This window comes from Sorangium sp. So ce726 (genome assembly GCF_051521405.1).
GTDB lineage: Bacteria > Myxococcota_A > Polyangia > Polyangiales > Polyangiaceae > Sorangium.
Map to the genome: position 1 here is coordinate 4198090 of NZ_CP150349.1, position 18767 is coordinate 4216856.

Below are 18767 nucleotides of genomic sequence, written 5' to 3' on the forward strand. Positions count from 1 at the left end.
GATGCTCAAGAGATTCCTGCGGGTGACCGACGTGCCGTTCTCGGCCTCGGTCGGGCTGCTCGCGCTTCGCGTCGTTATCGGCGTCGCGTTCATGTTTCACGGCTGGGGGAAGATCCAGCACCCCTTCAGCTGGATGCCCGCCGGCGCGCCCGTTCCAGGGTTCCTGCAGGCGCTGGCCGCGCTCTCGGAGTTCGGGGGCGGCCTTGCCTGGATCATCGGCCTCCTGACGCCGGTCGCGTCGCTGGGCCTCGCCGTCACCATGGCCGTCGCGACCTTGATGCACGTGTCGCAGGGCGATCCGTTCGTCTCGATGAGCGGACACTCCTACGAGCCGGCGGCGGTCTACCTCGGCATCTCCCTCGCGCTCCTCCTCGTCGGGCCAGGGAGGCTCTCCGCCGACGCGGCGATCTTCGGGACGAAGCGCTGAGCGCTCGCGCGCGCCCTCGCGCGGCCCGCGCGAGGGCGTCGCCGCCCGAGCTCGCGCGGCCGATCTGAGACGCGCTGCCCTGCTGCGTTCTGCATGGCGGATGAGGTCGGCACGCGCTGGAGCGCCCTGATCCATCTGGGTCGGACAGCGCGTGCGCCGGCCGGTTTGCGCGTTTGAATTGCGCGTGTGAAGCCGCGCCGTCCCGGTGGCCCGGCACTATGCTCCCGTCGGGAGGACCCGATGAGAGGCGCCGAGGCGATGGCGTCGTCGAGCAGCGCGCGGCGCGGTGTCGTCATCGCAGCGACCTGTTCGTTCGCCGTTGGGTGCGTGACCCTGCTCGGCTGGTGGATCGGGGCGACCGCCCTCGTTGCCATCGTGGCCGGCCTGCCGCGCATGGTGCCCAACACCGCCTTCGCCCTCATTCTGGCGGGGGTGTCGCTCTGGGCGCTGGGCGTGCGAGAGTGTCCGGCGCCGCTCCGCTGGCTGGGCCAGGGGTGCGCCGCCGTCATCCTCGCGCTCGGCCTCGCGGTCCTCGCTCAGTACATCTTCGCCTGGGATCTCGGCATCGATCGCGTGCTGTTCGCGGGGCGCGTGGATTTCCCGAGCAAGTTCCCCGGCAGGCCCCCGCCGAACACCGCGCTCTGCTGCGTCCTGATCGGCTCTTCGCTCCTCTCGCTGCGCGTGAAGACGCGGCGAGCGTGCCTGATCTCGGAATGGAGCGCGCTCCTGGCCGCGGCGCTCGCGCTGACGGCGCTGACCGGCTACGTGTTCGGCGTCGGCTACTTCTACGGGTTGCCGCCGCTATTTCCGTTCACGGGCATGGCGATCCACGCGGCGATCGCGTTCCTCGCCCTCTGCGCCGGGCTCCTCATGGCGCGGCCCGATTGCACGGCGTTCGCCACGCTGACGGCCAGCCGGTCCGGAGGCATCCTGCTGCGGCGCTTCCTGCCCTACGTCGTCCTCGTTCCGCTCGTCATCGGCCGCCTGTTCCTGTTCGGCGCGGATCGCGGGGCATACCCCATCGCAGCGTCGTTATCGCTCGCCTCCGCCATCACGACGCTCCTGCTCGGGGCCATGCTCTGGGTCAGCGCGGCGCGCATGAACCTGCTCGACGAGGCGCGGCAGCGCGCCGAGGAGGCGCGCGTCTTCCTCGCGACCGTCGCGCAGGCCTCGGACGACGCCGTGATCGGCATCTCCCTCGACGGGACCATCCTGAGCTGGAATCCGGCGGCGGAGCGCCTTTACGGCTACTGCATCTGCGAGGCGATCGGGAAGAAGCTGCCCCTCCTGTGCCTGCCCGAGCGCGCCGGCGAGGCGGAGGCCGTCCTCGCGCGCCTGCGCCGCGGCGAGCGCGTCGAGCGCTTCGAGGCCGTGAGCCGGACCAAGGGCGGCGAGAGCATCGATATCGAGGTCACGGTGTCGTCGATCGTGGACGCGTCGGGCCGCGTCACCGGCGTCTCGATGATCTGCCGCGACATCGGGAGCCGCAAGGCGATGGAGGCCGAGATCGCGAGCGCGCACGAGGCGGAGCGGCGCATCCGCTCGCAGCTCGAGGCCATCGGCACCGCGAGCGCGGCGGTCTCGGAGGCGCTGGCGAACCTGCCGCGCTCCGAGCCGGGGGTGCGCTCCGTACTGGAGGTCTTGACGCGGCACGCGAAGGAGATCGTGGGCGCCGACTACGCGGCGCTTGGCATCGGAGAGGACGGCCAGCGGCCGTTCGACGCCTGGGTCCCGAGCGGAGTCCCTGCGGAGCGGATCGCACAGATCGGCGCGCCCCCGCGGCCCGTGGGCGTCCTCGGCGCGGTGGTCCGCGAGGGCCGAACGATCCGGCTCGCCGACGTCCGCGCGCACCCCGCCTATATCGGCCTGCCGCCGCACCACCACCCGATCGAGGCATTCCTGGGCGTGCCGCTTCGGTTTCACGGCCGGAGCGTGGGCAACCTGTACCTCGGCAAGCGCCCCGGCCTCCCGTCGTTCACCGAGGACGACGAGCGCGTCGCGGAGCTGCTCGCCGACCGGACCTGCGGTGTCCTCGAGACCGCGCGGCTGTACCGGGCCGAGGCGAACGAGCGAAAGCGGCTCGAGGCGGTCGTCGAGCAGCTGCCTGAAGCGGCGATCCTGGTCGACACCAAGGGGCGGCTCATCACGTGCAACAGGGTCGCGCTCCAGTACGCGTCCAGCGCCGCGGACAACCCCGATCCCTGGGGCAACCCGGTGCGCTTCGAGCACAGGACGCCGACGGGGAGGCCCCTCGCCTGGGACGAGCGCCCGCTGATCCGGGCCCTTCAGCGCGGAGAGGTCGTGACGGGCGCCGAGGGGCTGTTGTGGCGCGACGACGCGGGCTTCGTGCCCGTGCTGGTCAACGCCGCGCCGGTGCGCTCGGACGACGGCGAGCTCCAGGGCGCCGTCGCGGTCTTCCAGGACATCTCGGTGCTCAAGGAGATGGAGCGGCAGCGCCGGGAGTGGATCGGCGTCATCGCTCACGATCTTCGCCAACCCATCCAGGTGATCGCGACCGCGAGCCAGCTCCTGGGTCGCGCGGCCGGCGAGAAGCCCGTCGCGGACTGCCGAAAACAGCTCGACAGGATCACCTCGTCCATCGAGCGGCTGCGCCGCATGATTGACGACCTGCTCGACGCTTCGCGCATCGAGGCGCGGCAGCTCACGCTGGATCGTTCGCCGGTCGATCTCTGCGCGCAGCTCGGCGAGATCCTCGAGAAATCGGCCGATGTGACCGCGGGCCACGCCGTGCGCCTGGTGGTGCAGGGCGACGTGCCCGCCGTCCTGGCGGACCCCGGGCGGCTCGAGCAGATCGTCACCAACCTGCTCTCCAACGCGGCCAAGTACGGTCGACCGGAGGGCGACATCGTGGTCGCGGTCAACGCCGGGTCGGCCAGCGCGCACGTCGCGGTGACCAACTGGGGCGGCGGTATCCCGGAGGCGTCCCTCCCGCACCTGTTCAAGCGCTTCTCGCGCGCGCCCGACGCCGTCCCGCGCAGCGTCCGCGGCGTTGGCCTCGGCCTCTACATCACGAAGGGCCTGGTGGAGGCTCACGGGGGCAGCATCTCCGTCGCGAGCAGCCCCGACGGCGCGACGACATTCCGCTTCTCGCTGCCGTTCGCGCCCGAGTTCGCGCGAACCGCCGGGGCATAGCGCGCAGGCAGCGCCTCTCTGCCCCTCTCTCCTGCTTTCTGCTCCACCGGCGACCGCATCCCGAGAAGGGGGCTCTCAGGCGAGCTCGTCAATCCGCGAACGTCGAGCTCGTCAATCGGTCCTCCCGATCCTCCCAAGGTTGAAGAGACGTTTGTCCTGTCGCTGTCCGTTCTCCCTATTTCGTTTTGCGGTGCTGCCATCCTTTCGCAGGTTTCTACGGCTCAGATCGTCAGAATGATTGCAGAAGGAACTTCCTGAGGTTCGTATCCTTGCTACACCTGAGATCCGCTCCGGCCCGACGCCGGAGCAGTAAGGTGGCGCAGCAGTGAATTCCTGGTTCTTGCAGGTGGGTAAGCGGCTGGGGCCCGCGGGGCGCCGGCTTTGGGTGCTTGGGTTCATGGGGGTGGTGCTTGCGGTCACGCTCGGGCTCGCGCTGCGCGCGGCGCCCGAGGAGCGTGCGGCGACGTACACCGAGCTCCTCCAGATCGCGCAGGCGGGGCAGGCGACCGCGGTCGAGGTGAGCGGGGATCGCTTCCTCGTGCGTCAGGCGGGCGGCGCCGTGGTGACGGCTGTCGTCGACGAGCCGACGCTCCGGCAGGAGCTGGTCTCCCGGTTCGCGGGCGCTGGCGCCTCGGTCGACTTCGCCTCTCGGGAGGATCCGTCGCGCGCCGCGTCCGCGGTGCTCCCGGTGGTCGTGCTGGCCGCGGTCGGCTTCGCGCTCTTCACGGTGAGCCGGCGGCGCAGCCCGAAGGTCTTCTCCGACGTGAAGGCAGGGGCCGCGCGGGCGGCCGTGCGCTTCGCCGACGTCGCGGGGATGCACGAGGTCAAGCAGGAGCTCGCCGAGACGGTCGAGTTCCTGAAGAGCCCCGATCGCTTCGCGCGCCTCGGCGGCCGCCCGCCGCGCGGCGTGCTGCTGACCGGCGAGCCCGGGACCGGCAAGACGCTGCTCGCGCGTGCCGTCGCGTGCGAGGCGGGCGTGCGGTTCCTCTCGGCGTCGGGGTCGAGCTTCCAGGAGATGTTCGTCGGCGTGGGCGCCTCCCGTGTTCGCGCGCTCTTCGCCGAGGCGCGCAAGTCCGCGCCGTGCATCGTCTTCATCGACGAGATCGACGCCGTGGGGCGGGCTCGCGCGAAGGGGCACGGCGACTCCGCCTCCGCGGAGCACGACCAGACGCTGAACCAGCTGCTCGTCGAGATGGACGGGTTTGACCATGAGACCGGCATCGTGGTCATTGCGTCGACCAACCGCGCCGACATGCTCGACCCGGCGCTGCTCCGGCCCGGGCGCTTCGACCGCAAGGTCACCGTGCCGCTCCCCGACGTGCGCGGCCGCGAGGAGATCCTCAACGTTCACGCCGGGCCGATCCCGCTCCAGGGGGAGGTCGACCTCGGCTACATCGCCCGCGGTACGCCGGGCTTCTCGGGCGCCGATCTGGCCAACCTCCTGAACGAGGCGGCCATCCTCGCGGCCCGCGAGGGCGCCGACGCGGTGGACCCGACGCACATCGACCGCGCGCGCGACCGGGTGCTCATGGGGCTCGAGCGCAAGGGGGTGCTTGTCGACGAGGACGAGCGTTATGCGACAGCCGTCCACGAGGCCGGGCACGTCGCGGTCGGGCTCCTCGCGCCGAGCTGCGATCCTGTGCACAAGGTGTCGATCCTGCCGCGGGGCCGCGCGCTCGGCGTGACCCAGGCGCTGCCTGAGAAGGATCGGCTGATGTACCGGAAGGAGTACCTCGAGGATCAGATCTGCATGCTGATGGGCGGCCGCGCCGCCGAGATGGTCATCCTCGGGACGATGACGGCGGGCGCCTCGGACGACATCCAGCGCGCCTCGACGATCGCGTGGAAGATGGTCGCGGAGCTCGGCATGAGCCACCTCGGCCCCATCTGCGTCGGCGACGGGCACCCCTCGCGGAGCCCGGCCCTGCTCGACCGGGTCGACGAGACGGCGCGGGCGCTCACGGAAGCGCAGCTCTCGCGCGCCATCGAGATGGTGAGCTCCCGGCGAGGCGAGATCGAGGCGCTCGTCAAGTCGCTCCTCGAGAAGGAGACGCTCGGCGTGGACGAGATCCAGGCCTGTTTCCCGGCCGATCGCAGGCCGCGCCCCGAAGGCCAGGCCGCCTGACCGGCGGAGGCTCGAGGACGCCGGGAAGGGAAGTCCTTTTCTGGCGTCCTCGGCGACAGGCCGCCCCGCTCGCCGCGAGCGCGTCCGGCGCTCTCCGCTCTCCCCTCTCGCCCGCCGGACTCGAACCATCCCCCTGCAGCCCAGCCGTCTCCTCTCGTCTCCGACGCTCCCGCGCGTGTGGCTGGCGTGTGAAGAGCCTGTTGTCCGAGATACGTTGTGCTCGGAAAGCTCGCTTCCCGGCCGCGCGCGCCGGATCCGATCCAGCGCGGGGCTTTGAGCCGCGGCGCGTCGCGCCTTCCTTTCCGTCCGGAGAGGGCAAATCTCCCCTTGCGATTGCCGGGCAAGCTGGTGAAGTGTGGCCACTTGCATGCATGGATTCCGTTTCGTTCGCGTGTCTCTCGACAGGGCACCCTCTCAGCGTTCTCCGATGGCCAGGCCTCTCTCCGGCCGCTCCCTGAGCTCGGCGCGTCCGTCGCGGGCTCTCCTGCCCCGCGTAGGCTCGGAGGCGTGCGGTGCCTGAGCCTCGGATACTGATCCTGTCCAACAGAGATCCGGAGGAAGCCGTCGACGAGCCGCCACTCGCGCAGCGGGTGGGGAGCGGGCGGCTCCGGATGGGTCGCGAGGACGGCAGCGCGGTGGTCGCGGAGAGCGTGCTCGCGACCCTCGCCGCGGCCCCGGGCGTGCGCGTGGCGCACCGGCCTGTGCTCCGGCCGAGCGAGGTGCTCGCGGCCATCGGCGACCATCGCCCGGACGTGATCTTCAACCTGTGCGAGGCGCTCGACGGCGACAGCCGCCACGAGGTCATGTGCGCGTGGCTGCTCGCGGGGCTCGATCTCCGCTTCACGGGCAGCGATCACGTCGCGCTCCGGAGCTGCCTGCACAAGGCCGAGGCGAACCGGATCCTCGCGCGCGCCGGCGTTCGCGTGCCGGCGACGGTGCGGGTCGAATGCCCGGATCACATCCCGGAGGTCGCGTTCCCGGTCATCGTCAAGCCGGAGCGCGAGGACGGCTCGATGGGGATCGATCGGGGCTCGGTCGTCCACGATCGCAAGGCCCTCCGCGACCAGGTCGCCGCGGTCGTCGCGCAGTGCCGCCAGCCCGTGGTGGTGCAGCGTTACGTGCACGGGCGGGAGATCTCGGTCTCGCTGCTCGGGTGGCCGACGCCGCGCGTGTTGCCGCCCGGCGAGATCACCTTCCAGGGCCTGCCCGAGGGGCACCCGCACGTGGTCACGTACGAGTCGAAGTGGCGCCCGGAGACCGCCGCGTCGATCGGGACGCCCTCCTCGGCTGCGGTGCTGCGGCCGCTGGAGCTGCGTCGGGTCGTCGCCGTGGGCCGCCGCGCCTTCGAGGTGCTCGGGCTGCGCGACTATGGCCGCGTCGACGTGCGGCTCGACGAGCGCGGCACGCCGTACGTCATCGACGTCAACCCGAACTGCGATCTCTCGCCGGACGCCGGCTTCGCGCGGGCGGCGGCGCGCGCCGGCCTGTCGTACGCCGACGTCATCTGGGAGATCCTCCGCGCGGCGCTCGCCCGCGGCGCGCGCCACGACGATCTGCTCCGCGCGCGGGGCCGCGCGCCGGCGCGCGGCCGCGCCGCGGCGCGCTCCGCTGCCCGCGGCGCCCTCGCCGCCGCCCCTGAGGCGCCGTGATCAGCCAGCGCGGCCTCCGCGCGGAAGATCGGCCGCTCATCGCGGCGCTGCTCGAGTCGGTCCCGGCGTTCACCGACGACGAGCGCGCGGTGGCGCTTGAGCTCGTCGACGTGACGCTCAGCCAGCCCTCGACGGACGGTTATGGCTACCGGTTCGTGCTGAGCTTCCAGGGCGCCCCGGGCGGCGACGGGGCGCCGCGGCTCCTCGGGTACCTCTGCTATGGCCGCACGCCGATGACGCAGTCCACGTACGACCTGTACTGGATCGCGACCTCGCCTGATTTCTCCCGGTCGGGGGTGGCGCGGGGGCTCGTGTCCACGATGGAGAGCGAGATCGCGCGCGAGGGCGGCGGCCTCGTGCGCGTGGAGACCGGCAGCCGGGAGGGGCACGGCGCGGCGGTGCGCTTCTACGACGCGGTGCAGTTCACGCGGGCCGCGGTCCTCGACGACTTCTACGCCCCGGGCGACGATCTCATGATCTACACGAAGCGGGTCGCCCCGGCGCGCGCCTCGGCGGCGCCCTCGGCCGGCGAGACGTCCGCGCGCGGCGAGGCACCGGCGCGCGGCGAGGCGCCTGCGCGCGGCGAGGCGGCCGCGCGCAGCGATACGCCTCCGCCGGGCGAGCCTGCGCTCTACGACGCGGCGTTCGGCTACCGCGACTACGCCGCCGAGCGCGACTTCCTGCTCGCGTGCGCGCGCCGCTTCGGCGGCCGCCCGGTCCAGCGCGTCCTCTCGTGGGCCTGCGGGCCCGCGCGGCACCTGGAGGCCTTCGCGGAGCTCGGCGTCGGCTGCGCCGGCGCGGACGGCTCGGCGGCGATGATCGCCTTTGCGGAGCGCGCAGCGTGCGCCCGCGGCGCCGGGGCGGGCATCCGCTTCTCGTGCGCGGAGCTCGACGAGCGCCCGGACGTCGCGCCGGTCGATCTCTCGTTCGTGCCGCTCTCGGCGATCCACCAGCTGGCCACGCCGGCGGCGCTCGAGCGCCACCTTCGGCTCGCCGCCTCGCTCCTCCTGCCGGGGGGCGTCCACGTCATCGAGGCGACCCACCCCACCGATCTCACGCCGTCCGGCGTGAACAGGACGGAGTGGACCGAGCTGCGCGGCGAGCAGTCGATCGACGCGCGGTTCCGCATCCACATCGAGCGGTCGACGCCCGATCGCGTGGTGCCCGTGACCCTCGAGGTGGTGTGCTCGGCCCGGCGCAACGGCGGCGCGCCGAGGGAGCTCTCGTCGATCCGGCAGGAGGCGACGTGGTACGTCCCGGACCTCGCCGGGTGGCGGCGCGTCGCGGAGCGCGTGCCGGAGCTCTCGCTGGTGGCGACGCTCGGCGACTTCAACGTCGACGTGCCGTTCGAGCACGCCGCGGCGTGGCGGCTGATCCTGGTGCTGAAGCGCCTCTGAGCGACGCCGCGCGCGGCTGCCTTCAGCGGGGTCAGCTTCAATTCAGATCCCAGAAGTACTTGCCCCCGCTCGGCGGCGGCTCGTCCGCGCCGCCGCCGGGGCCGCCCGCGTCCCCGTCGCGCGTCAGCTGGAGCACCTCCTCGAGCGAGCTCGTCTCCTCGCGCCAGTACGCTTCCGTGCCGAAGTGCGGAAAGGTCCTCGGGAAGATGGGGTCGTGCCATCGCCGCGCGATCCATGCGGCGTAGTGGATCATGCGGAGCCCTCGGAGCGGCTCGATCAGCCCGAGGGTCGAGCGGTCGAAGCGGCGGAGCTCCTCGTAGCCCTCGATGAAGAGCTCGCGCTGCTGCCGGGCGGTCTCGTCGCGGCCGGGGAGGAGGAGCCACAGGTCCTGCACGGCGGGGCCGACGACCATGTCGTCGAAGTCGAGCACGCGGAGCGCGCCGTCGCGCAGGAGCAGGTTGCCCGGGTGCAGATCGCCGTGGATGCGGTGCACGTCGACGCCGCGCAGGCGCTCCTCGGCCGCGTCCGCGACCGCGCGCGCGGCCGTGAGGTACCGCCGCTCGACGGTCGCGGGGATGAGCTTGCGCTCGACGAGCCAGCCGAGGTCGTCGCGCGCGTAGGTGTCGGCGGAGAGCCGGACGCGGTGCTCGGCGGCGCTGGCCGCGCCCACGTTGTGGATGCGGGCCGCGAGCCTGCCGAGGCGCACGAACAGCTCGTCGCCGAGCTCGTCGGGAGCGCGGCCGCCCATGCGCTCGAAGAGGCAGTAGGGGATGTGGTCGATCTGCTTGAGCGTCTCGCCGTCGGGGAACATGCGCGTCGGGCAGACGGGGATCTCGGCGTCCGCGAGCTCCGCGAGGAACCGGTGCTCCTCGAGGATCTGCTCCCGCGTCCAGCGCCCCGGCCGGTAGAACTTGGCGATGACGCGGGTGCGGTCCTCGCGCTCGACCTCGTACACGCGGTTCTCGAACGAGTTCAGCGGGTAGCAGACGCGGTTGCAGGGGACGCCCGCGGCCTCGACGGCCTCGATCACCTTGTGCGGAGTCAGCGACAGGAAGAGGTCGGTCGGGGTGGTGGTGCTCATGGTGGGGAGAGTTGAGCACCGACCGGCGTCGCGCTCGACGAGAACTTTCGCGGCGCGCTCCTGGAGGCCGTCGCCTCGCGGCGAGCGCCGTTACCCCGCGGCGAGCGCCGTTGCCGCGCGGGCGAGCGCCGTTGCCGGGCGGGCCCAGGGGCGCTGTGTCAAGCGCGGCCGTGATACGCTATCCTGAGGACCTCATGATGGAAGAAACGCAGCTTTCGTTTCGTCACCTCGAGATCAGCAGGCTCGAGGCGATGGTCGAGATCATGTTCCTCGCCGCATACGCTGACGGATCCATCAACGAGGCCGAGCGCGCCGAGCTCGCGCGGCACGTGGCGGCCATGAGCGAGGGGCGCGTCGGGGCCGACCTCGTCGAGTCGCTCATCTCGATCATCGAGCGCTCGGTGCGCGACGAAGGCAGGAGCGGCCGCTTCGCGGCGCTGCGTGTCCGCCTGCCCGACGTGCGGATGCGCGAGGCCGCGATCGAGCTGGCGGTCCGCCTCGTGGCCGCTGACGGCGTGATCCACGAGAGCGAGCACGCGCTGCTCGTCGAGGCGGCCAGGGCCCTCGAGGTGCCGATCGCGTTCAAGGGGCGCGTCGTGCCCGGCTCCGCCCGCTGAGCGTCGCGAGGGGCGACCGCGCCTCGGCGACCTCGGCGCGCGCCCCGCGCGGTGCCTCGCTGGCTATCGGGCGATCCTGACCGACATCCGCTGTCGATGTACCCGTGGAGCGCCGGTGTGGCGCGCAGGGAATGCGCCGTGCGACGACCGTTGCGCCGGCGGATCGGTCGCGCTCGTCCCGGGACCGCGCCGGCGGACGGCGCGCCGCGCGCTGGTCAACAGCCGCGCCAGCCGCGCCCGTTGCGGTGGACGGCGCTTCCCCCGGGCAAGCCGATGGCCGCGGGCGCCGGATCTGATGCCTCCACACCGCAACCTCGGCGCCGCGACGGGCGGGAAAGAGGCGGATCTGCGGCGATTTTCATCGGCCTGCTCCTTGCAGCACGTGTGGGCACAGGACATGGACAGCCACCGAATTGACAGCTCCACGACGCCACATGGCGCCTCGATGGATCCCGCATCGAATCGATCCCGCCCTCCGAGTGGGGGCCGAGCCTCTCAGCGTGCGTACCGCTCGCCGCGGTCTCCGCGCTGGCCTTCCTCTCACCGCCCTCCGTTCGAGCCCGTCGACCTCCGGACGTCGGGCCGCCTGTCGCGGCCGTCTGGTTCGGCCTTTCGTCACGGCGGGGACGTCGCGCCGCTGGAGACGCCGAGCGACGCTCCGGCCACCCCGGCGAGCGTACCGCCCGCCACGCTGCGGACCGGCCTTGCTGGCGCGCCCCCCGCTGCCGCCCGGGCGGTTCCTGCGATCGACCCCCGCTCCGCCGCGCTGCGGCGCTACGCCCCAGGCGACGTCCTCGGGGGGCGCTATCGCCTCACAGAGCTCCTCGGAGAGGGCAGCATGGGCGCCGTGTGGAAGGCGCGGAATCTCGCCCTGAGCCTCGATGTCGCGCTGAAGCTCATCCGTCGCGACTGCGCCGTCCCCGAGGCCGCCTCGCGGCTGATGCGGGAGGCGCAGGCGACGGCGCGGGTGTCGCACCGCGCCGCGGTGCGGATCTTTGATCTCTGCTTCACGGAGGAGGGAGAGCCGTTCGCGGTGATGGAGCTCCTCCAGGGCCGGTCGCTCGCCCAGGTGCTCGCCGAGTCGGGCGCGATGTCGCCCATCTCTGCGGTCCAGCTGCTCCTTCCCGTGATCGGCGCGCTCGGCGCGGCGCACGGCGCGGGGGTCGTGCACCGGGACGTGAAGCCGGCGAACATCGTCCTCGTGCGCGAGGGCCGCCGCACGGTCCCCAAGCTGATCGACTTCGGGATCGCCTTCACGGCGGCGGGCAACGAGCGGAGGGAAACGCTGGTCGGGAGCCCGGCCTACATGGCGCCCGAGCAGGTCCGCGGCGGTCAGGAGTCGGACGCGCGCGCCGACGTGTGGAGCGCGTGCGTCGTGCTCTACGAGCTCGTGAGCAGCCGCCGCCCGTTCGGCGGCCCGAGCAGCATCTCCATCGTGCACGACGTGCTGCGCGCCGCCCCGCCGCGCCCGGAGGCCCTCGAGCTGCACCCGCGGCTCTGGGAGATCATCGAGCGCGGCCTGGCCAAGGACCCTGACGGGCGCTTCACGACCATGGCGGCGCTCGGCCGCGCGCTGGCCCAGTGGGCGATCGCGGCCGGGGTCGCCCACGACGTGACGGGCGCGTCCCTCGTCGACTACTGGCTGTCTTGAGAGAGCCTCTCAGTACTTCACGTCGCAGCCCTTCGCGTCGGCGAAGGCCTTGATCGCCTCGAGCTCGGTCGTGGTCGCGTCGCTGTAAGCCCAGCTGATCGCGCCCGCGTATCCCTGGCTGTACCAGCTCTCCAGGAGCGTCGGCAAAGCGGCAGTCGCCAGGCCGGCGATGGGGAAATCCCCCATGATGACGGGCTTGTCGGTGATGCCGTAGTCCTCGGGCGACTGGTTGTAGGGCCAGTACAGGTTGACCTTGTCGTTGATGTGAAACGTGTAGAAATCGACGTCGGTGTCTCGCCAGGACCGCGCCCACTTCATCGACGCCGAGCCGATCGTGACGAGCGCCGTGCTCTCCGCGCGCAGCGCCTGGATGGTCTCGCCGAGGAACGCCGCCATCTGCGCGTGCTCGATCGGATCCACCTGGGCGTCGGGTTCGTAGCGGGGGCCCTCGTCCGGGCTCGGTCCGGTCATGGCCAGCTCGGGCTCATTGATGACGTCCCACGCGACCATCCGGTGCCGGTAGGGGCTCTGCGCCACGGCCTTGGCGATCGGCCGGACGACCTTGTCTATCAGCTTCGCGCGCCGCTTCGCGTCCTTCACGATGGGGGTGATACCGACGGTCTTCACGTCGGCGTCGAGCCGGGTCGGGTGGAAGTTGTCGAAGGAGAACAGGCAGAACACCAGGTTGATGTCCGCCTGCTCGGCGAGCTCGAGCGCCTTCTGGACGTCGCGCCGCGTCGTCCCGCCGAGGCCGGTCGGGTTCTCGCTCGTGTCGAAGACGACGCTCTCGCCCCGGATCTCCGGCAGCATCCACCACCGCACGACGCTGGCCCCGTGAGCGCGGATGTCGGCGAGGTTCTTCGCGTGCGTCTCCGCCTCGGCCGTGACGCCGTGCTTGTCCCACGCGGCGATGCCGCCGAAGTCGCCGGCGAAGTTGTGCCACGCATAGTTCATTCCGAACATGAAGCGCTTCTTGCAGCCGATCGTGATACCAGCGCTCTCAGCGGGGCACTCGTCGACACACTCCATGGTGTCGATCGGAGCGCCTCCCTGTCCTCCGTGGCCACCCTCGGAGGAGGCGCTCTCCCCACCGCCGCCGCCAGCGCCGCCAGCGCCCTTGCCGGCCGCCCCGCCAGCGGGCGGGCTCACGCCAGAGCAGGCGACGAGGACCAGCGCGGCTGTTGCGATGAGCGCGCGGAGACCGGGTGGGCAACGGAGTGTGTTCATAACGACAGCGGAGTGATGGTACGCGTGCTGTCACGCGAACGCCATCGGATTCCCTGTTGCGCCGGTCGAGGACAGCGCCTGGCGAGATTGGCGAGATTGGCGACGTCGCGAGAAGGCGCTCTCGCTATGCCCTCGCGATACCGGTTGTCCGCCCCACGAACAGTGCGTGTCGTCCGTTGTGCGTCGCCTGTGGGATGGAGTGAGAGGCGGGCGCCAGGCCCACGGACTGGGCTCGCCTCGGATGGGCGCGCGGGCAGCGAGCGGGCTGCGCAGGCTGGGCGGCGCAATGCGGGCAGGCTGGACGGCGGGCGACGCGGGGCGGCGTCAGCGGGGTTCCCCTTGAAACCTGCTTCCCCGCCCGGCTATTGGAGGGGCTCGGGCGCCGCTCGGGCCCCGAACGCCCCGCTTGCGGGAGGAGAACCACCGATCATGAAAGCGCGCGCAGCCGTGGCCCACAAGGCCGGCGAGAAGCTGACGGTCGAGGACGTTCAGGTGGAGGGCCCTCGCGAGGGCGAGGTCCTCATCGAGATCAAGGCAACGGGCGTCTGTCACACCGACGCTTACACGCTCTCAGGCAAGGATCCGGAGGGCCTCTTCCCTGCGATCCTCGGCCATGAGGGCGCGGGCGTCGTCGTCGACGTCGGGCCGTCCGTGAAGAGCCTCAAGAAAGGCGATCACGTGATTCCCCTCTACACGCCCGAGTGCCGGCAGTGCTCGTATTGCACGAGCGGAAAAACCAACCTCTGCCAGGCCATCCGCGCCACGCAGGGGCGCGGGCTCATGCCGGACGGAACGAGCCGATTCTCGATCGGCAAGGAGCGGATTCACCACTACATGGGCACGTCGACCTTCTCGAGCTTCACCGTCCTGCCCGAGATCGCCGTCGCCAAGATCCGCGAGGACGCGCCGTTCGACAAGGTCTGTTATATCGGCTGCGGCGTGACGACGGGTATCGGCGCCGTCATCAACACGGCGCAGGTGAGGCCCGGCGACAACGTCGTGGTCTTCGGCCTCGGCGGCATCGGGCTGAACGTGATCCAGGGCGCCCGGATGGCCGGCGCCGACATCATCGTCGGCGTCGACATCAACCCGAAGCGCCGCGAGCTGGCCGAGAGGTTCGGCATGACCCACTTCGTCAACCCGAGCGAGGTGGCGGGGGATCTCGTGCCCTACCTCGTCGACCTGACCCGGGGCGGCGCCGATTTCAGCTTCGAGTGCATCGGCAACGTCAAGGTGATGCGCCAGGCGCTCGAGTGCTGCCACAAGGGCTGGGGAACGAGCATCATCATCGGCGTCGCGGGGGCCGGCGAGGAGATCGCCACGCGCCCCTTCCAGCTCGTCACCGGGCGCGTCTGGAAGGGCACCGCGTTCGGCGGCGCCAAGGGGCGCACCGACGTTCCCAAGATCGTCGACTGGTACATGGAGGGCAAGATCAAGATCGACGAGCTGATCACCCACACGATGCCGCTCGACGACATCAACCACTCCTTCGACCTCATGCACGAAGGCGAGTCGATCCGCAGCGTCGTGCTCTTCTCCTGAAGCGGCGCGGAGCTCGACGCCGGCCGTCTCGCGCGTGACCGCAGGGGCGGACGAGCCCACTAGGCCGCTCGGCGCGCGGGCATGGCGCGCGCCGAGCGCGGCGCGTGCGCCAGGCCTGCTCCTCGGGGCGCATGTCGGTGCCATGTCAGTGCCCTATCGGCGGCGACGGGTGCTGCAAAAATGCTGACCCATGTGACATCATTCGCCGCCATGGTCCATGTCACCTCCCTGGCGGGGCTGCCCGCCAACGCCCTCGCGGAGTCGACCTCGGCGATCGCGGCTTGCGATGCTGTCGTCCTCGTCGCGCCATCGCCCATCGCGAAGTACGCGGGGGGGCTCGGGTCCGCCGTGGGCGCGGTGGTCGAGGCTGCGGCGCGCGTCGACTCCGCGCTCGAGGGCAAGAGTGCTCCGCTCGTCCTGCCGGCGCCGGGGGTGCCTGGCGGGCGCCTGGTGCTCGCGCCGATGGGGCCGCTCTCGGAAGAGGTCGACGACGTCCGCTCCGTCGCGGAGGCCGCGGCCGCCGGCTTCGCGCGGGCGGTGGACGCGGGGGCGAGCCGGCCGCTGCTCGTCGTGCGCGCTCCGGTCGGCGCTGCGCCGCGGTTCGCGCGGGCCGTGGAGGTGGGCGCGCTCGCCGCGCTCGGGAGCCAGTGGACGCCGCTCGAGGCGCGGGAGGCCGAGATGGCCCCGCGCTCGGCCGAGTCGGTCGCGGTGCTCGGGCTGTCGGAGGCGCGCGCCCGCGAGATCGCGGCCATCGAGGTCGGTCGGGCGCTCTGCCGCGACATCACGGGCACCGAGCCGGAGCGGATGGCGCCCCGCCGCGTCGCCGAGCTGTGCGAGGCGGCGTTCGCCAGGACGGGGGTGCTCGTCAAGATCGAGCGCAACGTCGATGACTATCCGCTCATCAGCGCAGTCTCGCGGGCGTCGCGGGTCGTCGAGCGGCACCGGCCGTGCGTCGTGCGGCTCGACTACAGGCCTCGCGGGGAGATCCGGCGGACGGTGCTGCTCGCGGGCAAGGGCGTCACCTACGACACGGGCGGCGTCGACCTGAAGACCGACGGGCACATGGCCGGGATGTCCCGAGACAAGGGCGGCGCCGGCGCGGTCGCCGGCCTCGTGCGCGCGGCCGCGGCGCTCGGCCTGGAGGGCGTGCGCATCGTCGGGCTCCTCGGGCTCGTGCGCAACAGCATCGGCGAGGAGTCCTATGTGAGCGACGAGATCATCCGCAGCCGCGCCGGCGTGCGCGTGCGGATCGGCAACACCGACGCCGAGGGGCGCCTCATCCTGGCGGACCTGCTCGCGCTCGGGCGGGAGCTCGCCATGAGCGGCGCGCCGGATCCTATCGTGTTCTCGGTCGCGACGCTGACCGGGCACGTCTACCGGGCCCACGGGCCTTATACCGGCGCGATCGGCAACTCCGCTGCGCGGCCGGAGCTCGACAGGCTCGACGTCCTCGCAGAGCGCTGGGGCGAGCCGATGGAGCGCGTCCGGCCGCGGCGCGAGGACTACGCGTTCGTGGCGCCCCGGTCGAGCGCCGAGGACGTTGTCTCCTCGAACCGCCTCGCCTCGGTGAACACGCCGCGCGGGCACCAGTTCCCCTTCGCGTTCCTCGACATCGCCTCGGGGCTCAAGGGGGGCGCGCTGCCGTTCATCCACCTCGACATCGGCGGCGTCGGCGTCGAGTCGGCGGACTGGCAGTTCGGCCGCCCGACCGGCGTCCCCATTCCAAGCTTAACAGCCTATCTATCTGGTGAGTCCTAGGGGCTGACCCGCCGACGTTTGGGTCGAGGGGAAGGGGGCGAGAGGCGGGAGGACGGGAAGGACCAGATGGGGGATCCGCGCTCTCGTGGAGAATCGGGAGCGCTCGATGGGCGGGTGATCCGTTCTTGGTGGCCGGGTGGGGGCGGCCCGAGCGGATGTGTTGCGCGGTATCATCGGGGCGATGGGGGCGGCCGGCACGTCGCTGGCAAGCTGGGCCGTCATGCGGAGAACTCGCTCGACCACGACCGGCCATCGCGCACCGATCCCGCGCGCGCTCGCCGGGGGACTCGCCCTCGCGGCCACCGCGTGCAGCACGGGGGAACGGGGGATCAACCTGGATGTACCGCGCCTGCCGGCACAGCGCGACAGAGGCGACGTCCTGCCGGCGAGCGACGGCGAGCAGGCCGAACGCGCGCAGCCGGCGCCCGATACGACCGGGATCACGAGCATGGCAGTCCCGATCGGAAGCACCGGATTTGCGCGTGGACGGTCGACGGTGGTCGTGAAGGGCCCGCTGGAGCGCGTGCGCGCCGCGGTGCTCTCGTTCGAGCGTTATCCGGAGTTCATGCCGCACTACAAGAAGTGCCGCCTGCTCGGGCGCACGCCCGCGGGCGGGTGGGATCTCTACATGGAGGTCGAGGCCCTTTCGGGCGCAGTCACGATGTGGGCGCGCATCGAGATCCAGAAGCCGGTCGTCGAGGATGGCGTCGAGACCTACGCGTCCCGCTTCATCTCCGGCAATGTGCAAGATCTCCAGGCCACCTGGCGGCTCGAGAAGATCGACGCCCAGTCGACGCGCCTGTCCCTCGAGGTGTTCCTCCGGCCGAAGCTGCCGCTTCCGAAGAGCCTCCTCAACGCGGAGAACCTGGACGGGTCGGCGCGCGCCGTCGCAGCCATCCGGGCGCGCGTCGAGCAGGCGCAGGACGGGAATCGCTGACGCGCGCGCGAGCGAGGCGGCGAGGCGGGGCGGCCGGCGTCACCCGCCCGAGGCGAGCCGCCGGACGGGGTTGGGCACGTCGAGCCGCGCCGCCGTGGCGCCGTAGACGACCCGCTCGGTGCCGGGGGTGCCCAGGAACTCGTAAGGAAAGCCGAGCGGCACGCGGCTCGCCGCGTCGAGCCTGTCGAGGGCCGCGGCGGGCAAGACGACGTCGAGGCAGCCCAGGCAGTCCTGCATCTGCTCGGGCTTCCGGGCGCCGATGATGGGGATCACCTGCGCCGGGCGCGACCTGAGCCACGCGAGCGCCACCTGCGCCGAGGAGCACCCGAGCTCCTCGGCCACCGCGTCGACCGCGCGCGCGACGCGCAGGCCCCGCTCGTCCAGGCGCCCCTGGTTCATCGCGGCGCGCGCGGCGTCGTTGCCGCCCCCCCGCGTGTACTTGCCGGTCAGCACGCCGCCGGCCATGGGCGCCCACGCGAGCACGCCCAGGCCGAGCCGGGACGCCATCGGGACGAGCTCCCGCTCCACCGTGCGCTCGATCAGGCTGTACTCGATCTCGATGCCGATGAACTGCGACCAGCCCCGGAGCTCGGCGATCGCGTTCGCCCGGGAGACGACCCAGGCAGGCGCGTCGGACATGCCGACATAGAGCACCTTGCCCGCGCGCACCACGTCGTCGAGCGCGCGCATGAGCTCGGCCTCCGGCGTCGTCCAGTCCCACGCATGGACCCAGAGCAGATCGATGTAGTCCGTCCCCAGGCGCTTGAGGCTCGCCTCGACGGACTGGACAAGGTTCTTCCTGCCGTTGCCGCTCGCGCTCGGATCGGCGTCGTTCATGGAGAGCGAGTACTTCGTCGCGATGACCCACGCGCCGCGGTCGCCGCGGACGAGCTCCCCGACGATCCGCTCGGCGCTGCCGTTCGTGTACTTGTTGGCGGTATCGATGAAGTTGCCGCCGCGGGCGCGGTACGCCTCGAGGATGCCGCGGCACGCCTCGGCCGAGGCGCCGAAGCCCCAGTCCTCGCCGAAGGTCATGGTGCCAAGGCTGATCTCCGAGACCTTGAGCCCGCTGCCGCCGAGCAGCTTGTAACGCATGTCCATGGTCGTCCTCCTCGGGCGAAGTCGTCGCCCGGCGACCGGCAGCGTAGGGCGGGCGGGAAGGGCGCTATAGAACGCCGCTGCGCTCCCTGGAACCGGGCTGCT

The 18767-nt window shown here is 71.9% G+C and carries 13 protein-coding genes; 10 read left to right on the forward strand and 3 right to left on the reverse strand.

The features are described 5' to 3' along the window. The first annotated feature begins 1 nt into the window (after position 1). The 5 genes from WME79_RS15750 to WME79_RS15770 all read left to right on the forward strand — a co-directional run bounded on the left by WME79_RS15750 (position 2) and on the right by WME79_RS15770 (position 8751). A complete protein-coding gene (locus WME79_RS15750) occupies positions 2-427 on the forward strand; it encodes a DoxX family protein (RefSeq protein ID WP_437536061.1) in 426 nt (141 codons plus the stop codon). Positions 428-667: 240 nt separating this feature from the next. After that, positions 668-3580 (forward strand): PAS domain S-box protein, encoded by a 2913-nt coding sequence (locus tag WME79_RS15755; RefSeq protein WP_437536064.1) that lies wholly within the window; start codon positions 668-670, stop codon positions 3578-3580. 397 nt (positions 3581-3977) lie between these two features. Next, positions 3978-5705, forward strand: a complete 1728-nt coding sequence (ftsH, locus tag WME79_RS15760; RefSeq protein WP_437536067.1) for an ATP-dependent zinc metalloprotease FtsH — start codon at positions 3978-3980, stop codon at positions 5703-5705. Between the two features lie 512 nt (positions 5706-6217). After that, complete coding sequence (locus tag WME79_RS15765) at positions 6218-7354, forward strand: D-alanine--D-alanine ligase family protein (RefSeq protein ID WP_437536070.1); 1137 nt, start codon at positions 6218-6220, stop codon at positions 7352-7354. Then, complete coding sequence (locus WME79_RS15770) at positions 7351-8751, forward strand: GNAT family N-acetyltransferase (RefSeq protein ID WP_437536073.1); 1401 nt, start codon at positions 7351-7353, stop codon at positions 8749-8751. The genes WME79_RS15765 and WME79_RS15770 overlap by 4 nt, the downstream gene beginning before the upstream one ends. Before the next feature lie 37 nt (positions 8752-8788). On the opposite strand, the gene WME79_RS15775 is transcribed toward WME79_RS15770, so the two are convergent. After that, entirely contained in the window at positions 8789-9832 is a 1044-nt protein-coding gene (locus WME79_RS15775) for a serine/threonine protein kinase (protein ID WP_437536076.1), read from the reverse strand. 194 nt (positions 9833-10026) lie between these two features. Here WME79_RS15775 and WME79_RS15780 point away from each other — a divergent pair, with 194 nt between their 5' ends. Together WME79_RS15780 and WME79_RS15785 are read left to right on the forward strand one after the other, a co-directional pair. Further along, the gene (locus tag WME79_RS15780; RefSeq protein ID WP_437536079.1) at positions 10027-10449 is read left to right on the forward strand and encodes a tellurite resistance TerB family protein; all 423 of its coding nucleotides are present in this window, start codon (positions 10027-10029) and stop codon (positions 10447-10449) included. Positions 10450-11215: 766 nt separating this feature from the next. Further along, the gene (locus WME79_RS15785; protein ID WP_437539854.1) at positions 11216-12100 is read left to right on the forward strand and encodes a serine/threonine-protein kinase; all 885 of its coding nucleotides are present in this window, start codon (positions 11216-11218) and stop codon (positions 12098-12100) included. Between the two features lie 9 nt (positions 12101-12109). Here the strand turns inward: WME79_RS15785 and WME79_RS15790 are convergent, their stop codons facing one another. Continuing rightward, entirely contained in the window at positions 12110-13327 is a 1218-nt protein-coding gene (locus WME79_RS15790) for a hypothetical protein (RefSeq protein WP_437536082.1), read from the reverse strand. Positions 13328-13756: 429 nt separating this feature from the next. On the opposite strand from WME79_RS15790, the gene WME79_RS15795 reads away from it, so the two are divergent. From WME79_RS15795 to WME79_RS15805, 3 genes are all read left to right on the forward strand, one after another. Beyond that, the gene (locus WME79_RS15795; protein WP_437536085.1) at positions 13757-14869 is read left to right on the forward strand and encodes an S-(hydroxymethyl)glutathione dehydrogenase/class III alcohol dehydrogenase; all 1113 of its coding nucleotides are present in this window, start codon (positions 13757-13759) and stop codon (positions 14867-14869) included. 192 nt (positions 14870-15061) lie between these two features. Continuing rightward, positions 15062-16627 carry an aminopeptidase gene (locus WME79_RS15800; protein ID WP_437536088.1) on the forward strand — a complete coding sequence of 522 codons (1566 nt, stop codon included), beginning with the start codon at positions 15062-15064 and terminating at the stop codon, positions 16625-16627. Positions 16628-16847: 220 nt separating this feature from the next. Continuing rightward, a complete protein-coding gene (locus WME79_RS15805; protein ID WP_437536091.1) occupies positions 16848-17564 on the forward strand; it encodes a type II toxin-antitoxin system RatA family toxin in 717 nt (238 codons plus the stop codon). Positions 17565-17603: 39 nt separating this feature from the next. Here the strand turns inward: WME79_RS15805 and WME79_RS15810 are convergent, their stop codons facing one another. Beyond that, positions 17604-18659 carry an aldo/keto reductase gene (locus tag WME79_RS15810; protein ID WP_437539856.1) on the reverse strand — a complete coding sequence of 352 codons (1056 nt, stop codon included), beginning with the start codon at positions 18657-18659 and terminating at the stop codon, positions 17604-17606. Positions 18660-18767 lie beyond the last annotated feature (108 nt).